This is a genomic window from Streptosporangium vulgare (assembly GCF_042428775.1).
Classification (GTDB): domain Bacteria; phylum Actinomycetota; class Actinomycetes; order Streptosporangiales; family Streptosporangiaceae; genus Streptosporangium; species Streptosporangium vulgare.
Window position 1 is genome coordinate 254,091 of sequence record NZ_JBHMBS010000003.1, and the last position, 20,372, is coordinate 274,462.

Below are 20,372 nucleotides of genomic sequence, written 5' to 3' on the forward strand. Positions count from 1 at the left end.
CCATTGACGGTCACGAAATGCTGATCTACTGTCCAGTCAGCTTTAAATCGATTTACTCCGTCTTGGTTCGCCCTGCCTTTTCGCCCCCCACGGATCGCAAGGAGACGGCATGCCATTCCCCTCCCTACACCCCGGCCGGTCACGCACGGCCCTATGGACAGCCCTGTGGACACTGGCCCTCTGCGCGCTGGTGGCGGGGCTGCTGCCCGCCGTCGCCGCCCCGGCGCGGGCCGCCGCCCCGGTCGGGCTCGCCGGGGCCAACTGGATCTGGTCCCCCGGCGGGGACGCGCGGCAGTCCGTCCCCGCGGGCACCCGCTACCTGCGGCGTACGTTCACCGTCCCGGTGGGCGCCGTCACCGAGGCGCAGCTCGTCGCGACCGGGGACGACACCCTCGACGTCTGGCTCAACGGGGTCCCGCTCGCGACCTCGCCCCGGGCCGAGCACTCCTGGCGGCGGGCGCTCTACGTCGACCTCGCCGCGGCCGTCCGCTCCGGTGCCAACACCCTCGCCGTGGCGGCCCGCAACACCACGGCCGGAGCGGCCGGGGTGATCGGCAGGCTGCGGGTCGTCACCGCGGGCGGCACGGTGGAGCTGGTCACCGACGGCGCGTGGAAGGCCGCCGAGACGGTCACCCCCGGCTGGACCGAGCCCGGGTTCGCCGACTCCTCCTGGCCCGCCGCGGCCGTCTCCGGGGCGTACGGGATCACCCCCTGGAACAGCGACGTCACCGCCCCCGACCTCGCCGCCGCCTCGCCGCTCACGGTCACCGCGCCCGTCACCGAGCGCCGCGTCGCCCCGATCGGCGTCGACACCGCCAGGCCCCGGTTCGGCTGGCAGCTCACCTCCGCCGCCCCCGGGCAGATCCAGGCGGCGTACCAGATCATCGTCGCCTCGACGGAGGCCCGCGCGCAGGCCGGTACCGGCGACGTGTGGGACAGCGGGCGCGTCGTGTCCGGGAAGTCGGTGGACGCGGTCTACGGGGGCGGCGCGCTGGCCTCCCAGACCCGCTACCACTGGCGGGTGCGGGTCTGGGACACCCAGGGCCGCGCCGGCGGATGGGGTCCGGCGCACTGGTTCGAGACCGGCCTGCTCGCCCCGGCGACGGAGTGGCGGGCGGCCTTCGTCGGGGCGCCCGCCACGGCTCCCAGCCTGTCCGGCGCGAGCTGGATCTGGTACCCGGAGGGCGACCCGGCGGTGAGCGCGCCGCAGGCCACCCGGTTCCTGCGCCGCCAGTTCACGCTGCCGTCGGGGGCGATCACCCGCGCCAGGCTCACCGTCACCGGCGACGACACCGCCGACGTGTGGGTCAACGGCGTCCAGGTCAGCACCTCGCCCCGCGCCACCGACTCCTGGAAGTCCGCGGCGGTCGTCGACGTCGCCTCCCGGCTCCAGGCCGGGACCAACACACTGGCCGTCTCCGCCCAGAACACCACCGTCTCCCCGGCCGGGATGATCGCCGCGCTGGAGGTCGTCGTCGCCGGAGCCACCACGCGGATCGTCACCGACGCCGGGTGGAAGGCCTCGCAGAGCGGCCCGTCCGGCTGGGAGCAGCCGGGCTTCGCCGACGCCTCCTGGCCGGCGGCCCGCGCCGTCGCGGCCTACGGCTCCGGGCCGTGGGCCTCGAACGTCTCGGCCGCCGAGGCGGCCCCGTACCTGCGGAAGGGGTTCTCGCTCGGCAAGCCGGTGGCCGAGGCGCGGTTGCTGGTCACCGCGCTGGGCCTGCACGAGACCCGGATCAACGGCACGAGGGTCGGCCAGGAGGTCCTCGCCCCGGGCTGGACCGACTACAACAAGCGCCTGACCTACCGCGCCTTCGACGTGACCTCGCTGGTCCGCCAGGGTGACAACGCCGTCGGCGCGCAGCTCGGCCGGGGCTGGTACGCCGGATCGCTCGGCTTCGCCGGAAGCCAGAAGTACGGCACCCAGCCCTGGTACTCGGCGCAGCTCCGGGTCCGCTTCACCGACGGCACCGAGACCACCGTGCTGACCGACTCTTCGTGGCGCACCGCGCCGGGGCCGATCACCGCCGACGACCTCTACCACGGCGAGGACTACGACGCCCGCGCCACCCGCACCGGCTGGGACACCTCCGGTTTCGACGACTCCGCGTGGAGCGCGGTGAGGGTACGCGCGGAGGCGAAGCCCACCCTCGTGTCGGCCGTCGACCCGGGTGTGGTCGCGCAGCAGGACATCGCCGCGCAGTCGGTGACCCAGCCGAAGCCCGGCGTGTGGGTGGTCGACCTGGGGCAGAACTTCACCGGCTGGAACCGGCTGCGGGTGCGCGGACCGGCGGGCACCACGGTGACCATGCGGCACGCCGAGGTGCTCAACGCCGACGGCACGATCTACACCGCCAACCTGCGCAGCGCCCGGCAGACCGACAGGTTCACCCTCGCGGGCACCGGCGCGGACGAGGTGTACGAGCCGAGGTTCACCGTGCACGGCTACCGGTACGTGGAGCTGACCGGCTTCCCCGGCACGCCGACCACCGCGAGCCTCACCGGCCGGGCCGCCTGGACCGGCGGCGCGCCGACCGGCACCTTCGACTCCTCCAGCGCGCTGGTCGACCGGCTCCAGCACAACATCCTGTGGGGCGCCCGCTCCAACATGCTGTCGGTGCCCACCGACTGCCCGCAGCGCGACGAGCGGCTCGGCTGGACCGGGGACATCGCGATCTTCGCGCAGACCTCGACGTTCAACTTCGACGTCCACGGCCTGCTGGACAAGTTCTCCGACGACCTGACCGACGCGCAGCGCGCGGACGGCGCCTTCACCGACGTGGCCCCCGACGTCTGCTGCGGCGCGGGCAAGGCGGGCTGGGCGGACGCGGGCGTCATCGTGCCGTACACGCTGTGGCAGCGCTACGGTGACCTGCGCGTCGTCGACGAGCACTACGCCGGGATGAAGCGCTGGGTCGACTACTCGCGCGCCACCTCGGGATCCGACCTGATCCGCAACCAGGAGACCTACGGCGACTGGCTGAACGTCGACGACAACACGGCGAACGACCTGATCTCCACCGCGTACTTCGGCTACAGCGCCCGGCTGCTGTCGAGGATGGCGGCGGCCACCGGCCGGACCGCCGACGCCGCCTCCTACGGCACCCTGGCCGACCAGGTGGCCCAGGCGTTCACCGCCAGGTTCGTCGCCGCCGACGGCACCGTGTCGGGCAACACCCAGACCGGGTACGTGCTGGCGCTGTCGTTCGGGATGGTGCCGGAGAGCCGGGCCCAGGCGGTCGCGGACAAGCTCGCCGCGAAGGTGGCGTCGCGTGACGGCCACCTCAGCGTGGGCTTCCTGGGCGTGGAGAACCTGCTGCCCGTACTGGCCGACCACGGTCACCTGGGCACCGCGTACCAGATCCTGCTGCAGCCCGGCTATCCCGGCTGGGGATACATGAGCGGCCGCGGGGCCACCACCATCTGGGAGCGCTGGGACGGCATCCGCACCGACGGCTCCTTCCAGGACCCGGGGATGAACTCCTTCAACCACTACGGTCTCGGTTCGGTGGGCGACTGGCTGTACCGGACGGTGGGCGGCCTCGGCCCGGACACCCGCGACCCCGGCTACCGCCGGATCACGATCGCGCCGCGCCCAGGCGGCGGGCTCACCTCGGGCAAGGCCGACCTGCGGACGCCGTACGGCAGGGCGCTCAGCGACTGGTCGATCGGCGGCGGGACGCTGACGCTGCGGGTGGAGATCCCGGCGAACGCCACGGCGACCGTCCGGGTCCCTGCGGCCTCGGCCACGGCGGTCACCGGCCCGCCGGAGGCGGTGCCCATGGGATACGAGGGCGGCGCGGCCGTCTTCCGGCTCGGCGCCGGCTCGTACACCTTCACGGCGCCCGCCTGACACGCGGGAACACCTGTCGGGCCCCCGGGGAGCCGGGGCCCGACAGGGTCGGTCCTCAGCGGATCTCGCCCACGCCCGCGTGCCGGGAGACCGAGCGGTCCACCGCGCGGGCCGGTTCGATCGCCGTGTGCAGGACGGGGGTCCAGCCCGCGTCCGTGCCGAGGTCGGGGTCGTGGGCGGCGTTGTGGACGGCGACGAGGTCGATCGGGGTGACCCTGCCGCCGACGCGGAGCACGTTCTCCCTGGCGGTGAGGGTGGTGCCGCCCCAGTTGTAGAGGAGCTCCGCCGGGGCGACCGCCCGGCCCAGCCGGAAGAAGTTGTTCTCCGCGAAGATCTGCGACTGCACGCCCACGCCGAGGGCGTACTGGAAGGTGGAGGCGTCGGGGATCTCGTAGTAGTTGTTGTAGACGTGCACCTGGCCGAAGCGCACGCGCGGGAGCCGCTGGAGCACGTTGTCGAAGTGGTTGTGGTGGACGGTGACCTTCAGCTTGCCCGTGTCGTTCGCCGGGTTGTTGGTCGAGCCGATCAGCATCGTCTTGTCGTGGCCGGAGAACCGGTTCCAGGAGGCCGTGACGAAGTTGGCGGCGTTGGTGATGTCGAGCTGCCCGTCGTGCACCTGGTAGGGCCTGCCGAAGTACAGCGGCTGCTCGGAGTCCGGGTTGTCGCCGTCGGTGAAGGTGTTGTGGTCCACCCACACGTGCGTCGAGCCGGTCACCGTGATGTTGTCGTAGAGGGAGTTCCAGTTGCCCTCGGCGCCGTCGGTCGGGTCCCACTTCGGGAAGCAGTCGGCGGTGTCCTCGAAGAGGACGTTGCGGATGATGACGTTGTCGGCCTTGTCGACGTGCAGGTTGACGCCCCGGACACGCGCGTTCGCGCCGAGGCCGACGATGGTGGTGTTCGAGCCGACCTTGAGCTTGACGTTGGCGGTCTGCCTGGCGGCCGAGGCGACCCGCGCCTGCTCCAGCGGGCCCGAGGGCACGGTCTCCCTGCCCCACACCGCCGGGTCGTACGCGGCGAGGTAGGCCTCCAGCGTGTAGCCGCCGGTCGCGTAGTCGGCGCAGGTCCTGTCGGTGTCGATCGTCCCCTTCACGTAGATGATCTTCGGTGAGGGGGCGGCGAGCGCGGTGGCCAGCTCGGTGCGGGTGGAGACGGTGTGCACGTTCGACGCGGGCGCGGCGGCGCCGCCGGTGGTGCCGGTGCCCTCGGCGGCCCAGCCGTCGTTCGCGGGCAGGGTCTGCCGGCCCAGGTCGGGCCCGCGCCCGAAGGTCTCCGACGCGGTGCTCTCCGGGCCGGTGGTCTCCGGGACGCCGGCTCTCAGAGCGGTGGCGGACGCGGCGGGGGCGGCGAGGACCGCCAGGGACAGCAGTGCGGTGAGCGCGACGGCTCGTTTCATGGGATTCCTTCGCGGGGTCAGGTGAGAGGGAGCTCGTACGGCCCCCGGGGCCTTCCGGATACTGGAGCGGGCGTGCGCAGGTCAGGGGTGGGCGCGCCCGCTCCAGGGCATCCGGGGTTCCGGGCGGAGATGGGTGTGCGCGGGTCAGGGGTGGGCGCGCCCGCTCCAGGGCATCCGGGGTTCCGGGCGGAGGCGGGTGTGCGCGGGTCAGGGGCGGGCACGTCCGCTCCAGGGCACCCGGAGTTCCGAGTAGAGCGCGAGCCGTTCCGCGCTCGTCGCCGTCACCTCGGCGATCCTGGGCAGCACCCGGCGCTCGTCGCCGACCTCCTGGAACACGTCCGGTATGGCGAGGGGTTCGGGCGCCAGCCGCACCGCGTCCAGGACGCGCATGAAACCGGCGGTCCTCTCCAGCGGCACGAGCAGGCCGGCGCCGTCGCGGATGTGCGCGACGAGGTTCTCCAGCAGGTCGGTCCTGGGGTGGACGACCGAGGTCCCGTCGAACTCGACCCGGTCCTCGGTGTAGGTCAGCCGGATCCGCCCGCTCTCGCCGTGCACGATCAGGTACGGCTCGTGCCGCCGGTCCGCGCACAGCGAGACCGCGACCGTCACCACCGTCCCGTCGTCCATCCGCGCCCGCACGCACGAGGTGTCGTCCGCCTCGATCACGTTGGCCCGGTAGAGCTCGACCTCGACGTCCTCGACCCCCGCGCCGGAGACGGCCAGCGCGGTCGCGGTCGCGTGCGCGAGCGGGTTGGTGAGGACGCCGTCCATCACGGGAACGCCGTCGACCTCGCGCCTTCCGGCCCACGGCACCCGGCCGTAGTAGGAGTAGGGGCGCTCCCAGGCGCCCGCCGCGCCGATCCCGGTGACCCGGCCGATCGCCCCTTCGGCGACCATCCGCCGGACGGCCGGGATCGCCTCCGAGCCCAGGCTCTGGAACCCCACCTGGCAGGCGAGCCCCGTCTCCCCGGCCGCCGCGACGATCCGGAGGTAGTCCGCGTACGTGGCGGCGGGCGGCTTCTCCAGCAGTACGTGCGAGCCGGCGCGCAGCGCCTTCTCCGCCATCTCGGCGTGGGTGTGGATGGGCGTGCACAGGATCGTCACCTCGGCGCCGGTGCGCCCGACCAGCTCGACCAGGTCGCCGGAGAACTCAGGTCCCTCCGGCAGGTCGTCGACGGGCCGCACGTCGCACACCCCGACCAGGTCCACCAGCCCGGCCTCGGCCAGCCGCCGGACGTTCGACAGGTGCCACCAGCCGTGACCGTGCGCCCCGGCGAGCACCACGCGAACCGGTTCCATCACGCCACCTCCCATCGCGGTCCCCGCTCACCGGGCCGGGCTCGCCGTACCGTCGTCGGCCGTCCGGCCCGGCCGGGGCCGGGCGGCGCGGCGCGACCTGGCCGACGGCGTGTCCGGGGATCGGCCGTGGTGATCGCCATCGCCGGTAACTCCCTCCGAATCGGTGTCACGGGCTGCAACCGGTTGCAAGAAACATTGAGGACATCTACCGGCAACGTCAAGGGCCCAATTTGGTAAACCACTCGCCATCTGCGGATTTTTCGGTATTTCTGATAGCCAGGGGTACACAACCGATCTCGTACCGCTTCGCAAAGCATCCGGTTCCGGCGTTGACAGTGACGCAACCGCTTGCACTAATGTGCTTCAGGGCCCGATATGGGGTCAGGGCGAAGGAGCACGGTGGCAGCGACGATCAGAGATGTGGCGCGGGCGTCGGGAGTGCACGTCTCGACGGTGTCCCGCACCTTCTCCGCGCCCCACCTGGTGAACACCGAGACCCGCAACCGGGTGCTCGCCGTCGCCGAGGACCTCGGCTACCGCCCCAACCGCGCCGCGCGGGCCCTCACCACCGGCAGGACCCACAACATCGGCCTCATCGTCGCCGACATCTCCAACCCGTTCTTCCCGCCGCTGATCAAGGCCGCCCAGGCGCACGCCAGGGCCCGCGACTACCACGTGTTCGTGGCCGACACCGACGAGGACCCGCAGGTCGAGGAGGAGCTGATCCAGACCCTCGCCAAGCAGGTCGACGGGGTCCTGCTCTGCAGCCCCCGGCTGTCCAACCGGGCCATCGAGCGCCTCCACGCCGACGTGCCGTTCGTGGTGGTCAACCGGCGGATGAAGGGCCTGCCGACGATACTGATGGACGTCGGCGAGGGCGCCCGCCTCGCGATCGAGCACCTCACCGGTCTCGGCCACCGCAGGATCGCCCTGCTCTCCGGTCCGGTCGGCTCGTGGACCAGCGGCGAGATGCGCGCCGCCGCCACCGCGACGGACGGCGTCGAGCTGGTCATCCTCGGCCCGAACGCGCCCACCGAGCAGGGCGGCCTCGCCGTCGCCGGCGAGGTGGTCGCCTCCGGGGTGACGGGCGTGCTCGCCTACAACGACCTGGTGGCCATCGGGCTCATCGAGGGCCTGTACGAGCGCGGCGTGCGCGTCCCCGACGACATCAGCGTGGTCGGCGTCGACGACATCGTGTCGGGACGGCTGAACCGGCCCAAGCTGACCACCGTGGCCATGCCCACGGCCGCCGCCGGGAGAATGGCGGTGGACCTGCTGCTGCAGTCGTTCGGCGAGGGTGCCACCCCCACCCTCGCCACCCTGGACACCAGCCTGGTCGTCCGTGAATCCACCGGAGAGGTGCGCACATGAGCTTCGGAACCACCCCGTCGGGCGAGCAGGTCGAACGGCACGTGCTGTCGAACGGGCGGATGCGCGCCGCGGTCCTCAGCTACGGGGCGATCCTGCAGTCGCTGGAGGTCTCCGGCGTCGACGTGGTCCTCGGCTACGACAACCTCGGCGACTATCTGACGCGCAGCCGCTACTTCGGCGCCGTGGTCGGCCGGTACGGCAACCGCGTCGCGGGCGGGCGGTTCACCCTCGACGGCCGCGACCACGAACTGCCGGTCAACAACGGCCCCAACAGCCTGCACGGCGGGCCGCAGGGCTTCGACACCCGGGTCTGGCGGATCACCGACGCCTCCGACACCGCCGTGACCCTGGAGTACGTGAGCCGGGACGGCGAGCAGGGCTACCCCGGCACGCTCACCGCGTCGGTCACCTACACGCTGACCGGCGACGCGATCCGGCTCGACTACCACGCGGTCACCGACGCGCCGACCGTGCTGAACCTCACCAACCACTCCTACTTCAACCTCGCCGGGGGCGGCGACGTCCTCAAGCACGTGGTCCGCATCGACGCCGACCACTATCTGCCGGTCGACGCCACGCAGATCCCCACCGGGGAGATCGCCCCGGTCGCCGGCACCCCGTTCGACTTCACCGCGCCGCACGAGATCGGCGAGCGGATCGCCGACCCCGCGCTGGGGGGCGGCTACGACCACTGCTACGTCCTGCGCGGCGGCATCGAGGTCCGCGAGCCGGCCGGAGGGCTCACCATGGAGGTCACCACCACCGAGCCGGGCGTGCAGTTCTACACGGGCAACTTCCTGGACGGCGTCGCCACCGCGTACGGCAAGCACGCGGGCCTGTGCCTGGAGACCCAGCACTTCCCCGACTCGCCGAACCAGCCGCACTTCCCCTCGGTCACCCTGCGTCCCGGCGAGCGGTTCGCCTCCACCACCACCTACCGCTTCACCTGACGGGCACCGGGACCTCCGGGGAGCCCACCTTCCCCAGAGGTCTCCCGGAGGTCCCGCCGGCGGGGAGGCCCTCCCGAAGGTTTCGGGGTCATGTCCGGTCAGGCTCCCCGGAGGTTCCGGCTCTCGCGTCCGGTCAGGCTCCCCGCGGCCCGGAAAGGGGAGGGGAGGGGAGGGGGGCGGAGGTGCCGAGGCTCGCGACGCGGGGCCTGATCCGCCTCAGGCCCTGACCGTGGAGTTCTCGCCGCCGAAGGCCGCGACGGCTCCCAGGCCGAGATAGACGACACCGCTGGTGACGTCCAGGCGGCGGCGGGCGCGGGCCGAGCGGCGCAGGCGGCCCGCCAGGGCCGAGGCGAGCAGGGCGAAGGCGCCGTCGCTGGCCATCCCGAGCGCCGTCCAGATCAGGCCGAGCAGCACGATCTGCGGGGCGATCGGCCCGGCCTCCGGATCGGCGAACTGCGGCAGGAAGGCGAGGAAGAAGATCGCGGTCTTCGGGTTGAGCACGTTGACCACGAAGCCCTCCCAGAACATCCGGGATCTGGTCGCGATCCGCGGCTCGAAGGAGCCGCCCCCGTCGGAGCGGGTCATGAGCTTGCGCACGCCCAGCCAGACCAGGTAGGCGGCGCCGAGATACTTCACGATCGTGAATCCGGTCGCCGAGGCCGCGAGCAGGGCGCTGATGCCCAGGGCGGCGGCGGCCACGTGGACCAGCGAACCGAGGTGGATGCCGAGCACCGACACCAGCCCGGCGGAGCGGCCCTGGGCGACGCTGCGGGTCACGATGTAGAGGACCGCGGGCCCCGGGACGAGCAGCAGGGCGAGGGTCGCGGCGGCGAAGAGCGCGAGCGTGGGCAGATCTGGCATGTCCGGATCGTAGGGTCACCGCTCTCCCCGGCGCCTCACATTTTCACCGCCGTACGGCTCCCGCCCGGAGCAGGTAGCCCAGCAGGACGGTCGTACCGGCCAGAGCCTGGACGGCGAGGAAGGCGGTGAGGGAGGGCGGCCGGAGGCCCAGGGCGAGCGCCAGCGGGAGGCATCCGAGCACCGCGAGATCCACACCGGTCGAACCCCAGATGAGCGGGCCCGTCGGTATCGACCCTCCCATCGTCTCGATGATCGGCATGGAGTGGTCGATCGGGTTCCGGCGGGCCATCCGCAACCCTCCGGCGGCCAGTGCGGGGGCGGCGAGCGGTCCGAACAGCCACCACGGGCCCGTCCCGAGCACGCCCGTCAGGGACATGAAGGCGAGGGCGACGGCCAGCCAGGCACCGCCCAGCAGCGTCGGCAGCAGCGATCTGGCGGCCAGCGCCGCGCGGGCGCCGACCCCGAGGAGCCGGGCCAGAGCCGGGTTGTCGGCGTCGCGGCGCGCGCCCGAGATGCCCGCCGTCGCGGCGGTCAGCGCCCCGGCGAACACGACTCCCGTCACGACCGCGCCGACCCCGCCGGCCGCGAGCGCCGCCAGCGCGGGCAGCGCCGCGCCCCCGAGCAGGGCGGCCAGGCGGCCTGGGCGCCGTCCCAGGCGACGCCAGTCCTGCCAGGCCAGGGCGAGCGGTGCGGGCAGCGACGGCCAGGGGCGCGAGCGCAGGGTGCGCCCCCGCCAGTGGTTGTCCTCGGCGATCCAGGTCAGGGCCGCCGGGTCCATGCCGACGGCGGCGGTGCCCACGCGGCCCGCCCGGGTGGAGGCGGAGAGCACGGTCCGCGCCGGAATCCCGGCCAGGGCCGACCACGCCCTCCACCCGAGCAGGGAGGCCGCCGCGGCGGCGAGGGCGGCCACCGGCGCGCCGTGCGACGCGGGCGCGTTCGCGATCTCGGCCGCGAAGCGCCGCGCCGGGCCGCTCGCCGTCGACAGCGCCGCCACCACGGCCAGCAGGGCGGTCACGACGACGGCCGCGTTCAGCCACGGTTGCCAGCTCTGCGACGACTGGGCGAGAACGGTGAGCGCCATGCCGCCCACACTCACCGAGACACCCAGGATCACGGCGGTGGCCAGCCGCAGCGCCGGCAGGTCCGGCGCGCCGAGGACGGCGAGCGCACCCACCCCGAGCGCCGCTCCCGCCAGGACGGACCCCGCCAGGAGAACCGTCGCCGTCCGGCCCAGCACGCCACGGCGACGCAACGGGGACAGCAGCAGCCAGGCGGCGTCGGCGGCCGGCAGCGCGACGGGACCGATCGCGCGGGCGGCGAGGAGAAGGCCGGCGTAGGCGAGCATGACCAGGGCGAGGCCGGCTCCCGTTCGCCACGGGTCCACCGGCCGGGAGAGCGAGGCGAGCGCGGAGGAGACCGGTTGGGCCAGCACCACGAGCAGCATCGCGAGCCCGAACAGCCACACGTAGCGGTCCAGCCAGCTCGCGGGGACGCCGCGGCGCGCTCCGACGAAGGCGCGGACGCTCCGGACCGTGTCCACGCCCTGCTCCACGTTCGCACCCGGCTCGGTGTTCACCACCGTGCCCATGCCCGCTTCGTGCCCGTCTCCGGTGCCGCGTTCACAACGACGTTCACAACCGTGTTCACGCCCCGTTCCGCGTTCGTGATCGGCTCGTCGCCTGCCCGGCCTCCAGCACGACCTGGCGGGCACGGGTGCTCTCGGCGAGCCGGTGGTCGTGGGTCGCCATGACCACCGTGCCGCCGGCGTCCGCGTAGCCGGTGAGAATCGTGGCCAGGCGCTCGCGGAACATCTCGTCGAGCCCGCGCTCCGGCTCGTCCAGGAGCAGCAGCCTGCTCGGCCTGAGCAGAGCGGCCGCGAGCGAGAGCCGCTGCCGCTGGCCGGTGGAGAGTGCCTGCGGCGACGCGTCGGCGCGCTCCAGGAGGTCGAACGACTCCAGCGCCGCCCCGACCTCCAGCCGGGCCGGAGCGTGGACGGCGTGCGTCAGTTCCAGGTGCTCGCGTGCCGTCAGACCCGGATACCAGGCCGGTTCGTCCCCGACCAGGGCGACATCACGCCAGAAGCCGGCGTCGTCCCTCGGAGGACCGTCCAGGACGCGCAACGCGCCGGAGCGCGGGGGGTGCAGTCCGGCCAGGCAGCGCAACAGCGTCGATTTTCCCGCGCCGTTCGCGCCGACCACGGCGACGATCTCGCCGGGGTCCGCCGTCAGGCCGACGTCGCGGAGCACGGGGTTGCCGCCGAGCTCCACGCTGAGACCGCTGACCGTGATGATCGCTGTGGACACCGTTCGAGCCTAACCACCGTCGACCCGGCCCGGACCATGGCGGTCGCCCTGGCAGACGTCTGCCTGCCTGGACGTTCGACGGGGACCGATCACGGGTGTCCCACCGGGATCCGCTGGGCCGTCACCGAGGTCAGGGCGCTCAGCAGGGCGGTGGTGGCCGGCGGGTCGGGCGGCTCGCCGTAGGTGGCGGCGTAGACGTGGCGGGTCGAGTGGGGCAGCTCGGTCGTGTTGACCTTCGGATGCCGGTGGGCGTGCAGGGCGAGCCCCGGCAGGGCACTCACTCCCACCCCGGCGGCGACGAGGGCCTGGACGGCGACGACGTCATCGGTGGTGAAGGCGATCTCCGGCTCGAAGCCGGCCTTGGCGCACAGCTCCAGCAGGTGGGTCCGGCACCGGTCGCAGCCGCCGATCCACCGGGAGTCGCGGTACGAGGTCAGCTCGCCGACCGGGCCGGAGGTGACCAGGTAGCTGGGGTCGTCCAGCAGGTGGAGCAGCCGGATCCCGTCGGCCTCGGGAGCGGTTTCGTCGTAGCGGAAGATGACCGCCACGTCCACGTAACCGGCCTTGAGCATGCGCAGCGCGTCGGGGGGCTCCGTCTCGGTCAGCCGCAGCTCCAGGCCGGGGTGCCCCTCGGCGAGGACGGCGGCGGCCTCCGGCACGAACGTCCCCAGGGCCGAGGGGAAGGCGGCCAGCCTGACCCGCCCGGCGCGCAGGCCCACGTGCGCCGACAGTTCCGCGGACGCGGAGTCGAGGCGGCCGATGATCTCGGTGGCCCGCTCGGCGAGCAGCCGGCCCGCCTCGGTCAGCCGGATGCCCCGGCCGACCCGCTGGATCAGCTTGGCCCCGGTCTCGGCCTCCAGCTTCGCGAGATGGTGGCTCACCGAGGGCTGGGAGTAGTGCAGCTCCCTGGCCGCCGCGGTCACCGAGCCGTGCCGGGACACCGAGGCGAGGACGCGAAGACGCACGATATCGAGCATGTATTAACTTTATCTATGGATGAGCGGGAAGATAGGCATTGGACGCTATGGATCTCCTCGTCGCATTCTTGAGACATGACAACCTTGACGCTCACCCGCCCGGGCCTGGCCGAGCTGGTCGCCGGGGTCCGGGACCTCGTCGACCCGTCCGCCGACGCTCGGACCACGGCCTTCGCCGTGGCCGGGCTGCTGCGTGAACGGCTGCCGTCGCCCGAGATCCTCACCGAGGAGGAGCGCCTCGGCGACCCCGACCACTATGTCGGCCACACCCTCCACGCCGAGGAGAGCTTCTCGATCGTGGCCGTGGTCTGGCGGCCCGGACAGAAGACCGTGATCCACGACCACATCGCGTGGTGCGTGTTCGGCGTGCTGCAGGGTGTCGAGTACGAGACCCTCTACCGCGACCACGGCGACCACCTGACCGAGATCGGCAGGGCCGCCAACCAGACCGGTGAGGTGAGCGGGTTCGCCCCGCCCGGTGACATCCACCGCGTCCACAACACGGGCGACGAGACGGCCATCTCGCTGCACATCTACGGGGCCGACCTCAGCGCCGCCCCCACCAGCGTCCGCCGCGTCTACGAGCTGCCCGTCCGCTGAAGGATCGTCCCGCTCCGCCGAAGCTCGCTACTTCTCCACTTCGGGTTTCCTGTCCGCGTTCAGGCTCTCCCTGATGGCCTCCAGGCGGGCGGCGCCCTCGGCGTCGACGGCGGCGCGCTCGACCTCGATCATCCGGGCCTCGACGGAACCGGAGGTCAGCTCGGCCTCGCCCAGGGCGCGGGCGTAGCGCTTCTCGATCTTGTCGCGGACCTCGTCCATGGTGGGCGTCTCGCCGGCGGGGGTGAGGCCGGACAGGTCGCTCATCGCCCGGTTGAGCTCCTCCTGCACCTTGGCCTGGTCGAGCTGGGAGAGCAGGCGCATCCGCTCGGCGATCTTCTTCTGCAGGGCCATCGCGTTGGTCTCGACCGCGGCCCGCGCCTGGGCCGAGGCCTGCGCGGCCCGCTCGTGCGCCAGCCGCGACTCCTGCTGCGCGCTCTCCGCCGCCACCAGACGCGAGGCGAAGGCGCGGGCCGAGTCCTCGTACGACAGGGCCTTGCGCTCGTCACCCGCGGCCCGGCTCCGCTCGGCCAGCAGGAGGGCCTGGCGGGCGTTGGCCTGGAGCCTCTCTGTCTCCTCCACGGAGCGGGCGAGCCTCATCTCCAGCTCGCGCTCGTTGCCGATCACCGCCGCGGCCTGCCGGCTCAGCCGCCGGTGTCGTTCCTTCGCCTCCTCGATGGCCTGCTCGATCTGGACCCGGGGGTCCGACAGCTCGTCCAGCCGCCCGGAGAGGGCGAAGACCAGATAGCGCCAGGCCCGACGGATGACCTTGAACATGAGGACTCCTTATCGATCCAGCGCGTCGCGCGTGATCTGCTCGGTTTCGTGGAGGCCCTGGCGGACCCCTTCGAGGATGTCGGCGAGCTCGTCCAGCGCCCGGACCGGCTCCAGCGGGCCGTTCGCCGACACCGCCGACAGCTCCACCAGGCGGGCGAGGAGCCCTTCGATGCCGATGGCGCTCGACTCCATCCGGGCGAGCACCCGCTCCCGGGTCGCGGAGAGCCGCTCGACCACGGCCCGCTGGGAGGCGAGCGAGGCGAGGGCGCGGTCGATGTCCTGGGTCAGGGCCTGCCCCGCCTCCTCGCGGGCCCGCGCCAGCCTGGCCTGCTCGTTCCCGAGGGCGCCGAGGTCGAACCTGGCCAGCGCGACGCCGGTGAGCGAGGCCTGCTCGGCGAGCCGCCGCAGCGTGGCCGTCGAGTCGTCGATCCGGGGCCGCATCAGCGCGATCCGCTCCGCCAGCGGGCCGCGCTCCATCGAGGCGCTCAGCTCGCCGAAGCCGTACGCGGCGGATCCGGCCCGTTCGAGCCAGTACTCCTCCCGGCTGCCGGGGGTGACGACGAGCCCGTCGTGGTACCCGTGCCGGTCGCGGTCCTGCAAGGTCGCGACGCCCGCCTTGGACAGCCAGACGACCACGCCCACGAACGCGGCGGCCGCCGGGTGCACGCTGACGGCCCACGCGGCGCCGCCGGCGGTCGCGCCCAGCAGCAGGCCCCACGGGTCCCTGAGTTCGTCGGCGAGGCGGGCCATCAGAAGTTGGATACCACCGCGGTGAACACCTGGTCGATACTTCCGGATTCGCGAGAGTCGTACGCGGCGGCGGTGGTCGCCTCGGAGATCTGCCTCAGCACGCCGAGGTCGGCGTCCTGGCCGTAGGCGATCGTGAACATCCGCACCGTCTCCTGGCCGGGTTCGGTACGCAGGTCGGGCAGCAGGTTCTCCAGGGAGAGGCTGTCGGGGTCCTCGTTCTTGCCGTCGGTCAGGAAGACCACCGCGTTGATCGAGTCATCGTTCCGCAGCCTGCGCACCTGCTCGTGGGCCGCGAGCGCGGTGTCGTACAGGCCGGTGCCGCCGTCGGGGGTGAGGCCGTCGAGCCTGGCGCGCAGCTTCTCGCGCTGGGCGGCGTCGACGGTGGCCAGCGGGGCCAGTTCCAGGTGGTCCTTCGCGCCGTCGCGCTTGGTGGAGAACATCCACAGCCCGACCCTGTCGTGCGGGCCGAACTGGGGCAGCGCGTTGATCGCGGCCTGCTTGGCCAGGTCGAGCTTGCTCTTGCCGGTGTCGGGCACGGGGGCGCCCATCGAGCCGGAGACGTCGAGGACCAGGAGGACGTTCGCGGGTTTGCGCAGGTCGGCCCAGCCGGTGAGTATCTTGTCGAGCACGTTCGGGGCGGGCGGGCTCAGCGTCGTCTTCGGCTCGGCGGGCAGCAGCCCGTTCGCCTGGGTGATCAGCTCGCCGGCCTTGCCCTCGTACGAGCGGAACGCGAACTCGGCGAACCTGGCCTGCTGCTCGGGAGCCTGGAGGTGCGCCAGGAAGTCGGCCGCCACCGCCCGCTTCGCGTCGTCGACCCACGGGGCGGTCAGCACCGCGTACGGGTTGTCGGACATGAGCGTGCCCTCTTTGGGATAGATCGCCGCGAGCGGCACCTTGGGCTTGGCGTGCTTGCCCAGCGTCGCGGGGTCGCCGGTCGGGTTGCCCTGGTTGTAGTCCCAGACCGACTTCTCCTCCACGGCCACCGCGGAGATGTAGCTCAGGCCCGCGCCCGCGTCGTCGGCCCGCTGGAGGTTCGACAGGAACGTCAGCGTGGTGTCGCCGTAGTGCACGATCGAACGTTCCACGCCCCGCACGAAGTCCCTGGCCTTCGCGTCGGCCACGTTCTTCTCCGACAGGTCGCCGGACAGGCCGGTCGCCGCGAAGTAGGTGCCGACGGTGGCGTTCAGGCCGCTGGTGGAGAAGTTGGGGTTGGTCTTGCCGAGTTTGAACCGTCCCCATTCGGGGTGCCCGTACTTCGCCCACGACCCGGCCGACACGGCGAGCACGTCGGACCAGCCGAGCTTCTTGCCCGGCCAGCCCAGTGCCTGGGCCATCGGCAGCGGCATCGCGACGACGAGCGGAGTCTTGGCGATCGACGGGTTGTCGGCGGCGACCAGGGAGGCGGAGTCGTTCGCCGAGGCGCGCTGCTGGAGGAGGGTGATCCAGCCGCTGCTGGCGGGTGACCACACGTCGGGGCGGGGGCCGTCCTGGCGCTCGTCCCAGCCCCTGGCCAGCGCCTGCATCGCGCCGCCGCTCGCCTTGGTCTCGACGATGACGTCGGCGCAGTGCCCGTCCACCTGCCTGCCGTTGTAGCCGGAGGCGATCGTCCTGAGCAGCTCGGCCTTCTCCGAGGAGGCGGCGATGGTCAGGGTGACGCCTCCCTCGCAGACCTTGGTCTGTCCGGTGGCCTTCTGCGCGGCCCCGGTTCCGGGCTCACCCGCGCCGACGAGGATCCGCAGGGCGACGATCAGGGCTCCGGCGAGAATGATGGCGACGATGAACGGGGCGAAGTTTCTCCGTCGTCGCTGTGGTTGCTGGTACAACCCTGCCTCCCGGGGGGATGTCTGTACTTATCCGACGAACGAATCGCCCCGAGAGTTCTCCGCGACCGGAGATCGTCTCGGGTGTCGGAACCGGCGTGCTCCAAGGCCTTCCCGTAACCCGCCTCGCGGCGCCCCGGCGCCCCGGGCGTTCCTGTCGTCCGCCTCGCGGTTACACGGCCCGGTGAGCGTCTCGGGTGAGCGCACGCGAAGGGCCCTCCCCGCGACCGCGGGAAGGGCCCGGTGCCGGACCTCGGGCGTCAGAACGCCGCTGAGCCGTACTCCTGGAGGAAGAGCGCCTCGGCGGTGGCGGTGCGGCGGAGCTCCTCGATGTTCACCCGCTCGTTGGGGGCGTGGATCGCCGCGTCGTCGTCCTCGGCGCCGAAGAGCAGGATCGTGGCGGCGGGGAACTGCCGGACGAAGGTGGAGACGAGCGGGATCGAGCCGCCGGCGCCGACGTCGCGCGGCGGACGGCCGAACGCGCGTTCCATCGCCCGGTTCAGCGCGGAGCGGGCCGCGCCGCCGGTGTCGGCGAGGTAGCCGGACCCCATGGTGTAGTCGCCGACGTCCACCTGGACGCCCCAGGGGGCGACCTGCCGCAGGAAGTCGACGACGGCCTCGACGGTGGTCTTCGGGTCGCCGGCCGGGGGCACCCGCACGGTCACCCGGGCCCTGGCGACGGCCTGGACGGCGTTGATCGCGCCGGAGACCGTCGGCACGTCCAGGCCGGTGACCGTGATCGCGTACGAGGCCCACAGGCGGTCGGCCAGCGAGCCGGAGCCGACCGTGGAGACGCCGTCGAGTATGCCCGCGGTGGAGCGGAAGTCCTCCTCCGACGGGCCGGAGCCGAGGAAGCTGCCGCGCGGCAGGCCGGGGACGCGGATGTCGCCGTGGTCGTCGTGCAGGGCGGCGAGCATCCGGATCAGCGCCGCGAGGGCGTCGGGGGCGGCGCCGCCGAACGAGCCGCTGTGCAGCGACTCCTTGAGGGTGCGCACCTCGATGGTGAAGGCGCCCATGCCGCGCAGCGAGGTCGTCACCGCCGGGTCGCCCACCCGGGGGTTGCCGGTGTCGGCGACCACGATCGCGTCGGCGCGGAACAGCTCGGGGTTGTGCTCGACGAAGGACTCCAGGCGCTCGCCCGCGTACTCCTCCTGGCCCTCGACGATGACCTTGACGCCGACCGGGAAGCGCCCCTGGAAGGCGCGGAGCGCCGCGACGTGGGAGATGACGCCCGACTTGTCGTCGGCCGCGCCGCGGCCGTGGATCGCGCCGTCGATCTCCGTCGGCTCGAAGGGCGGGGTGCGCCAGAGCGCGAGGTCGCCGGTGGGCTGCACGTCGTAGTGCGCGTACAGGAGGACGGTCGGCGTGCCGGGCGGGGCGGGGGCCTCGGCGTAGACGGCGGGGAAACTGCCCTCGACGGGGATCTGCCGGACGCTCGGCAGGCCGGTGCTCCGCAGCAGCTCCTCGACCGTCGCGGCGGCCGCGTGCACGGGCTCCACGGGGTGGCCGGGGAAGGCCACCGACGGGATGGCGACGAGCCTTTTGAGGTCCGCTATCGCCTGGGGCATGCCGGCGGTGACGGCGTTCTCGATCTCGTCAGGAGTCACGACTTTCCCTCGCATCTCAATATCTGGTGCGTCCTATTGGATCACAACCGCAGGTACGGCCGCTCTCGCGCACGGTTCCCGCACACCAGGGTTCCGCCAAGTGGAACCGGGGTTTGGGCAATGATCCGACACTCTTCTCGTCTGATCGCGGATTTCGTCGTTGTTACATAGGCGTTTTGCGGATTCCGAGGTTCTCGCACTTTAATGCCACGTTTTCACTTGGCAAGAGCTGTTCTGGCAGGCAGACTGTTGGAAGCTCAGCTCAACGAGGGAAGATCGCGATGACGCACCCTGAAAACACCGACGTGACCTCGCTCATGAAGGCCGCGCAGGACAACCTGTGGATGCACTTCACCCGGCACAGCTCGTACGAGGGTGCCGAGGTGCCGATGATCGTGCGGGGTGAGGGCTCCTACATCTACGACGTGCACGGCAAGCGCTACCTCGACGGCCTCGCCGGGCTCTTCGTGGTCCAGGCGGGTCACGGCCGCAGCGAGCTGGCCGAGGCCGCCGCCAAGCAGGCCCAGGAGCTGGCGTTCTTCCCGCTGTGGTCGTACGCGCACCCCAAGGCCGTCGAGCTGGCCCAGCGTCTCGCCGCCGAGACCCCCGGCGACCTCAACCGCGTCTTCTTCACCACCGGCGGCGGCGAGGCCGTCGAGAGCGCGTGGAAACTCGCCAAGCAGTACTTCAAGATCACCGGCAGGCCGCTCAAGCACAAGGTCATCAGCCGCCAGATCGCCTACCACGGCACCCCGCAGGGCGCCCTGTCGATCACCGGCATCCCGGCCTTCAAGCAGATGTTCGAGCCGCTGGTCCCGGGTTCCGTCAGGGTGCCCAACACCAACCACTACCGCGCCGACGAGATCACCGGCGTGCCCGGCATGACGCCCGAGCAGTACGGCTACTGGGCCGCCGAGCGCGTCGCCCGCGCCATCGAGATGGAGGGCCCCGACACCGTGGCCGCCGTCTTCGTCGAGCCGGTGCAGAACGCGGGCGGCTGCTTCCCGCCGCCCCCCGGATACTTCAAGCGCCTGCGCGAGATCTGCGACGAGTACGACGTCCTGCTCGTCTCGGACGAGGTCATCTGCGCCTTCGGCCGCCTCGGCACCATGTTCGGCGGGCAGAAGTTCGACTACGTCCCCGACATCATCACCTGTGCCAAGGGCATGACCAGCGGCTACTCGCCGATCGGCGCCATGATCGCCTCCGAGCGCCTCTTCGAGCCGTTCAAGAACGGCACCGAGATGTTCGCCCACGGCTACACCTTCGGCGGCCACCCGGTGTCCTCGGCCGTCGCGCTGGCCAACCTCGACCTGTTCGAGCGGGAGGACCTGCTCGGCCACGTCACCCGCAACGAGCCGGTCTTCCGCTCCACCCTGGAGCGGCTCCGCGACCTGCCGATCGTCGGCGACGTGCGCGGCTCCGGCTACTTCTGGGGCATCGAGCTCGTCAAGGACAAGGTCACCAAGGAGACCTTCAACACCGAGGAGTCCGAGCGCCTCATCAGGGGCTTCCTGTCCGGAGCCCTCTACGAGGCGGGCCTGTACTGCCGCGCCGACGACCGGGGCGACCCGGTCATCCAGCTCGCCCCGCCGCTCATCTGCGGCCCCAAGGAGTTCGACGAGATCGAGTCCATCCTCCACTCGGTGCTGACGGAGGCATGGAGCCGCCTCTGAGCGCGCACGGCCGCGCCCCCTCCGGACCGCCACGCGCGGCCCGGAGAGACGCGCCGCCCCCTCTGGCGATCGCGCCGTCCGGGCCCTCCCGGCCCGCCGCGCCCCTCGTGCCCTCCCGCCGCCGCGCCTCCGCCCACC

15 protein-coding genes are annotated in these 20,372 nt (G+C 72.3%); 5 read left to right on the forward strand and 10 right to left on the reverse strand.

Annotated features, from left to right (window positions below; translation table 11 throughout):
• Positions 1 to 109 precede the first annotated feature (109 nt).
• A complete protein-coding gene (locus ACFFRH_RS07940; RefSeq protein ID WP_386155317.1) occupies positions 110 to 3,853 on the forward strand; it encodes a family 78 glycoside hydrolase catalytic domain in 3,744 nt (1,247 codons plus the stop codon).
• A gap of 55 nt (positions 3,854 to 3,908) precedes the next feature.
• Here the strand turns inward: ACFFRH_RS07940 and ACFFRH_RS07945 are convergent, their stop codons facing one another.
• Together ACFFRH_RS07945 and ACFFRH_RS07950 are read right to left on the reverse strand one after the other, a co-directional pair.
• Positions 3,909 to 5,246, reverse strand: a complete 1,338-nt coding sequence (locus tag ACFFRH_RS07945; RefSeq protein ID WP_386155319.1) for a pectate lyase family protein — start codon at positions 5,244 to 5,246, stop codon at positions 3,909 to 3,911.
• Between the two features lie 207 nt (positions 5,247 to 5,453).
• A complete protein-coding gene (locus tag ACFFRH_RS07950; protein ID WP_386155321.1) occupies positions 5,454 to 6,545 on the reverse strand; it encodes a Gfo/Idh/MocA family protein in 1,092 nt (363 codons plus the stop codon).
• Between the two features lie 399 nt (positions 6,546 to 6,944).
• Here ACFFRH_RS07950 and ACFFRH_RS07955 point away from each other — a divergent pair, with 399 nt between their 5' ends.
• Complete coding sequence (locus ACFFRH_RS07955; protein ID WP_344749271.1) at positions 6,945 to 7,916, forward strand: LacI family DNA-binding transcriptional regulator; 972 nt, start codon at positions 6,945 to 6,947, stop codon at positions 7,914 to 7,916.
• Positions 7,913 to 8,866, forward strand: a complete 954-nt coding sequence (locus ACFFRH_RS07960) for an aldose epimerase family protein (protein ID WP_344749272.1) — start codon at positions 7,913 to 7,915, stop codon at positions 8,864 to 8,866. The genes ACFFRH_RS07955 and ACFFRH_RS07960 overlap by 4 nt, the downstream gene beginning before the upstream one ends.
• Before the next feature lie 216 nt (positions 8,867 to 9,082).
• On the opposite strand, the gene ACFFRH_RS07965 is transcribed toward ACFFRH_RS07960, so the two are convergent.
• The 4 genes from ACFFRH_RS07965 to ACFFRH_RS07980 form a co-directional block, all read right to left on the reverse strand.
• A complete protein-coding gene (locus ACFFRH_RS07965; protein ID WP_344749273.1) occupies positions 9,083 to 9,727 on the reverse strand; it encodes a LysE family translocator in 645 nt (214 codons plus the stop codon).
• 43 nt (positions 9,728 to 9,770) lie between these two features.
• Positions 9,771 to 11,315 (reverse strand): DUF6297 family protein, encoded by a 1,545-nt coding sequence (locus tag ACFFRH_RS07970; RefSeq protein WP_344749274.1) that lies wholly within the window; start codon positions 11,313 to 11,315, stop codon positions 9,771 to 9,773.
• A 55-nt stretch (positions 11,316 to 11,370) separates the two neighbouring features.
• On the reverse strand, positions 11,371 to 12,030 hold the full coding sequence (ccmA, locus tag ACFFRH_RS07975; RefSeq protein WP_344749275.1) for a heme ABC exporter ATP-binding protein CcmA: 660 nt from the start codon (positions 12,028 to 12,030) through the stop codon (positions 11,371 to 11,373).
• A gap of 89 nt (positions 12,031 to 12,119) precedes the next feature.
• Positions 12,120 to 13,007, reverse strand: a complete 888-nt coding sequence (locus ACFFRH_RS07980; RefSeq protein ID WP_344749276.1) for a LysR family transcriptional regulator — start codon at positions 13,005 to 13,007, stop codon at positions 12,120 to 12,122.
• A 75-nt stretch (positions 13,008 to 13,082) separates the two neighbouring features.
• Between ACFFRH_RS07980 and ACFFRH_RS07985 the strand changes: the two genes are divergently transcribed.
• On the forward strand, positions 13,083 to 13,607 hold the full coding sequence (locus ACFFRH_RS07985; RefSeq protein ID WP_344749277.1) for a cysteine dioxygenase family protein: 525 nt from the start codon (positions 13,083 to 13,085) through the stop codon (positions 13,605 to 13,607).
• 27 nt (positions 13,608 to 13,634) lie between these two features.
• On the opposite strand, the gene ACFFRH_RS07990 is transcribed toward ACFFRH_RS07985, so the two are convergent.
• From ACFFRH_RS07990 to ACFFRH_RS08005, 4 genes are all read right to left on the reverse strand, one after another.
• On the reverse strand, positions 13,635 to 14,381 hold the full coding sequence (locus tag ACFFRH_RS07990) for a PspA/IM30 family protein (protein ID WP_344749278.1): 747 nt from the start codon (positions 14,379 to 14,381) through the stop codon (positions 13,635 to 13,637).
• A gap of 9 nt (positions 14,382 to 14,390) precedes the next feature.
• Positions 14,391 to 15,131 carry a hypothetical protein gene (locus ACFFRH_RS07995; protein WP_344749279.1) on the reverse strand — a complete coding sequence of 247 codons (741 nt, stop codon included), beginning with the start codon at positions 15,129 to 15,131 and terminating at the stop codon, positions 14,391 to 14,393.
• Positions 15,131 to 16,954 carry an extracellular solute-binding protein gene (locus tag ACFFRH_RS08000; protein ID WP_344749280.1) on the reverse strand — a complete coding sequence of 608 codons (1,824 nt, stop codon included), beginning with the start codon at positions 16,952 to 16,954 and terminating at the stop codon, positions 15,131 to 15,133. The genes ACFFRH_RS07995 and ACFFRH_RS08000 overlap by 1 nt, the downstream gene beginning before the upstream one ends.
• Positions 16,955 to 17,211: 257 nt before the next feature.
• Entirely contained in the window at positions 17,212 to 18,558 is a 1,347-nt protein-coding gene (locus ACFFRH_RS08005) for a M20/M25/M40 family metallo-hydrolase (RefSeq protein ID WP_344749282.1), read from the reverse strand.
• A 281-nt stretch (positions 18,559 to 18,839) separates the two neighbouring features.
• Here ACFFRH_RS08005 and ACFFRH_RS08010 point away from each other — a divergent pair, with 281 nt between their 5' ends.
• Positions 18,840 to 20,234, forward strand: a complete 1,395-nt coding sequence (locus ACFFRH_RS08010) for an aspartate aminotransferase family protein (protein ID WP_386155327.1) — start codon at positions 18,840 to 18,842, stop codon at positions 20,232 to 20,234.
• The last annotated feature ends 138 nt before the right edge of the window (positions 20,235 to 20,372 follow it).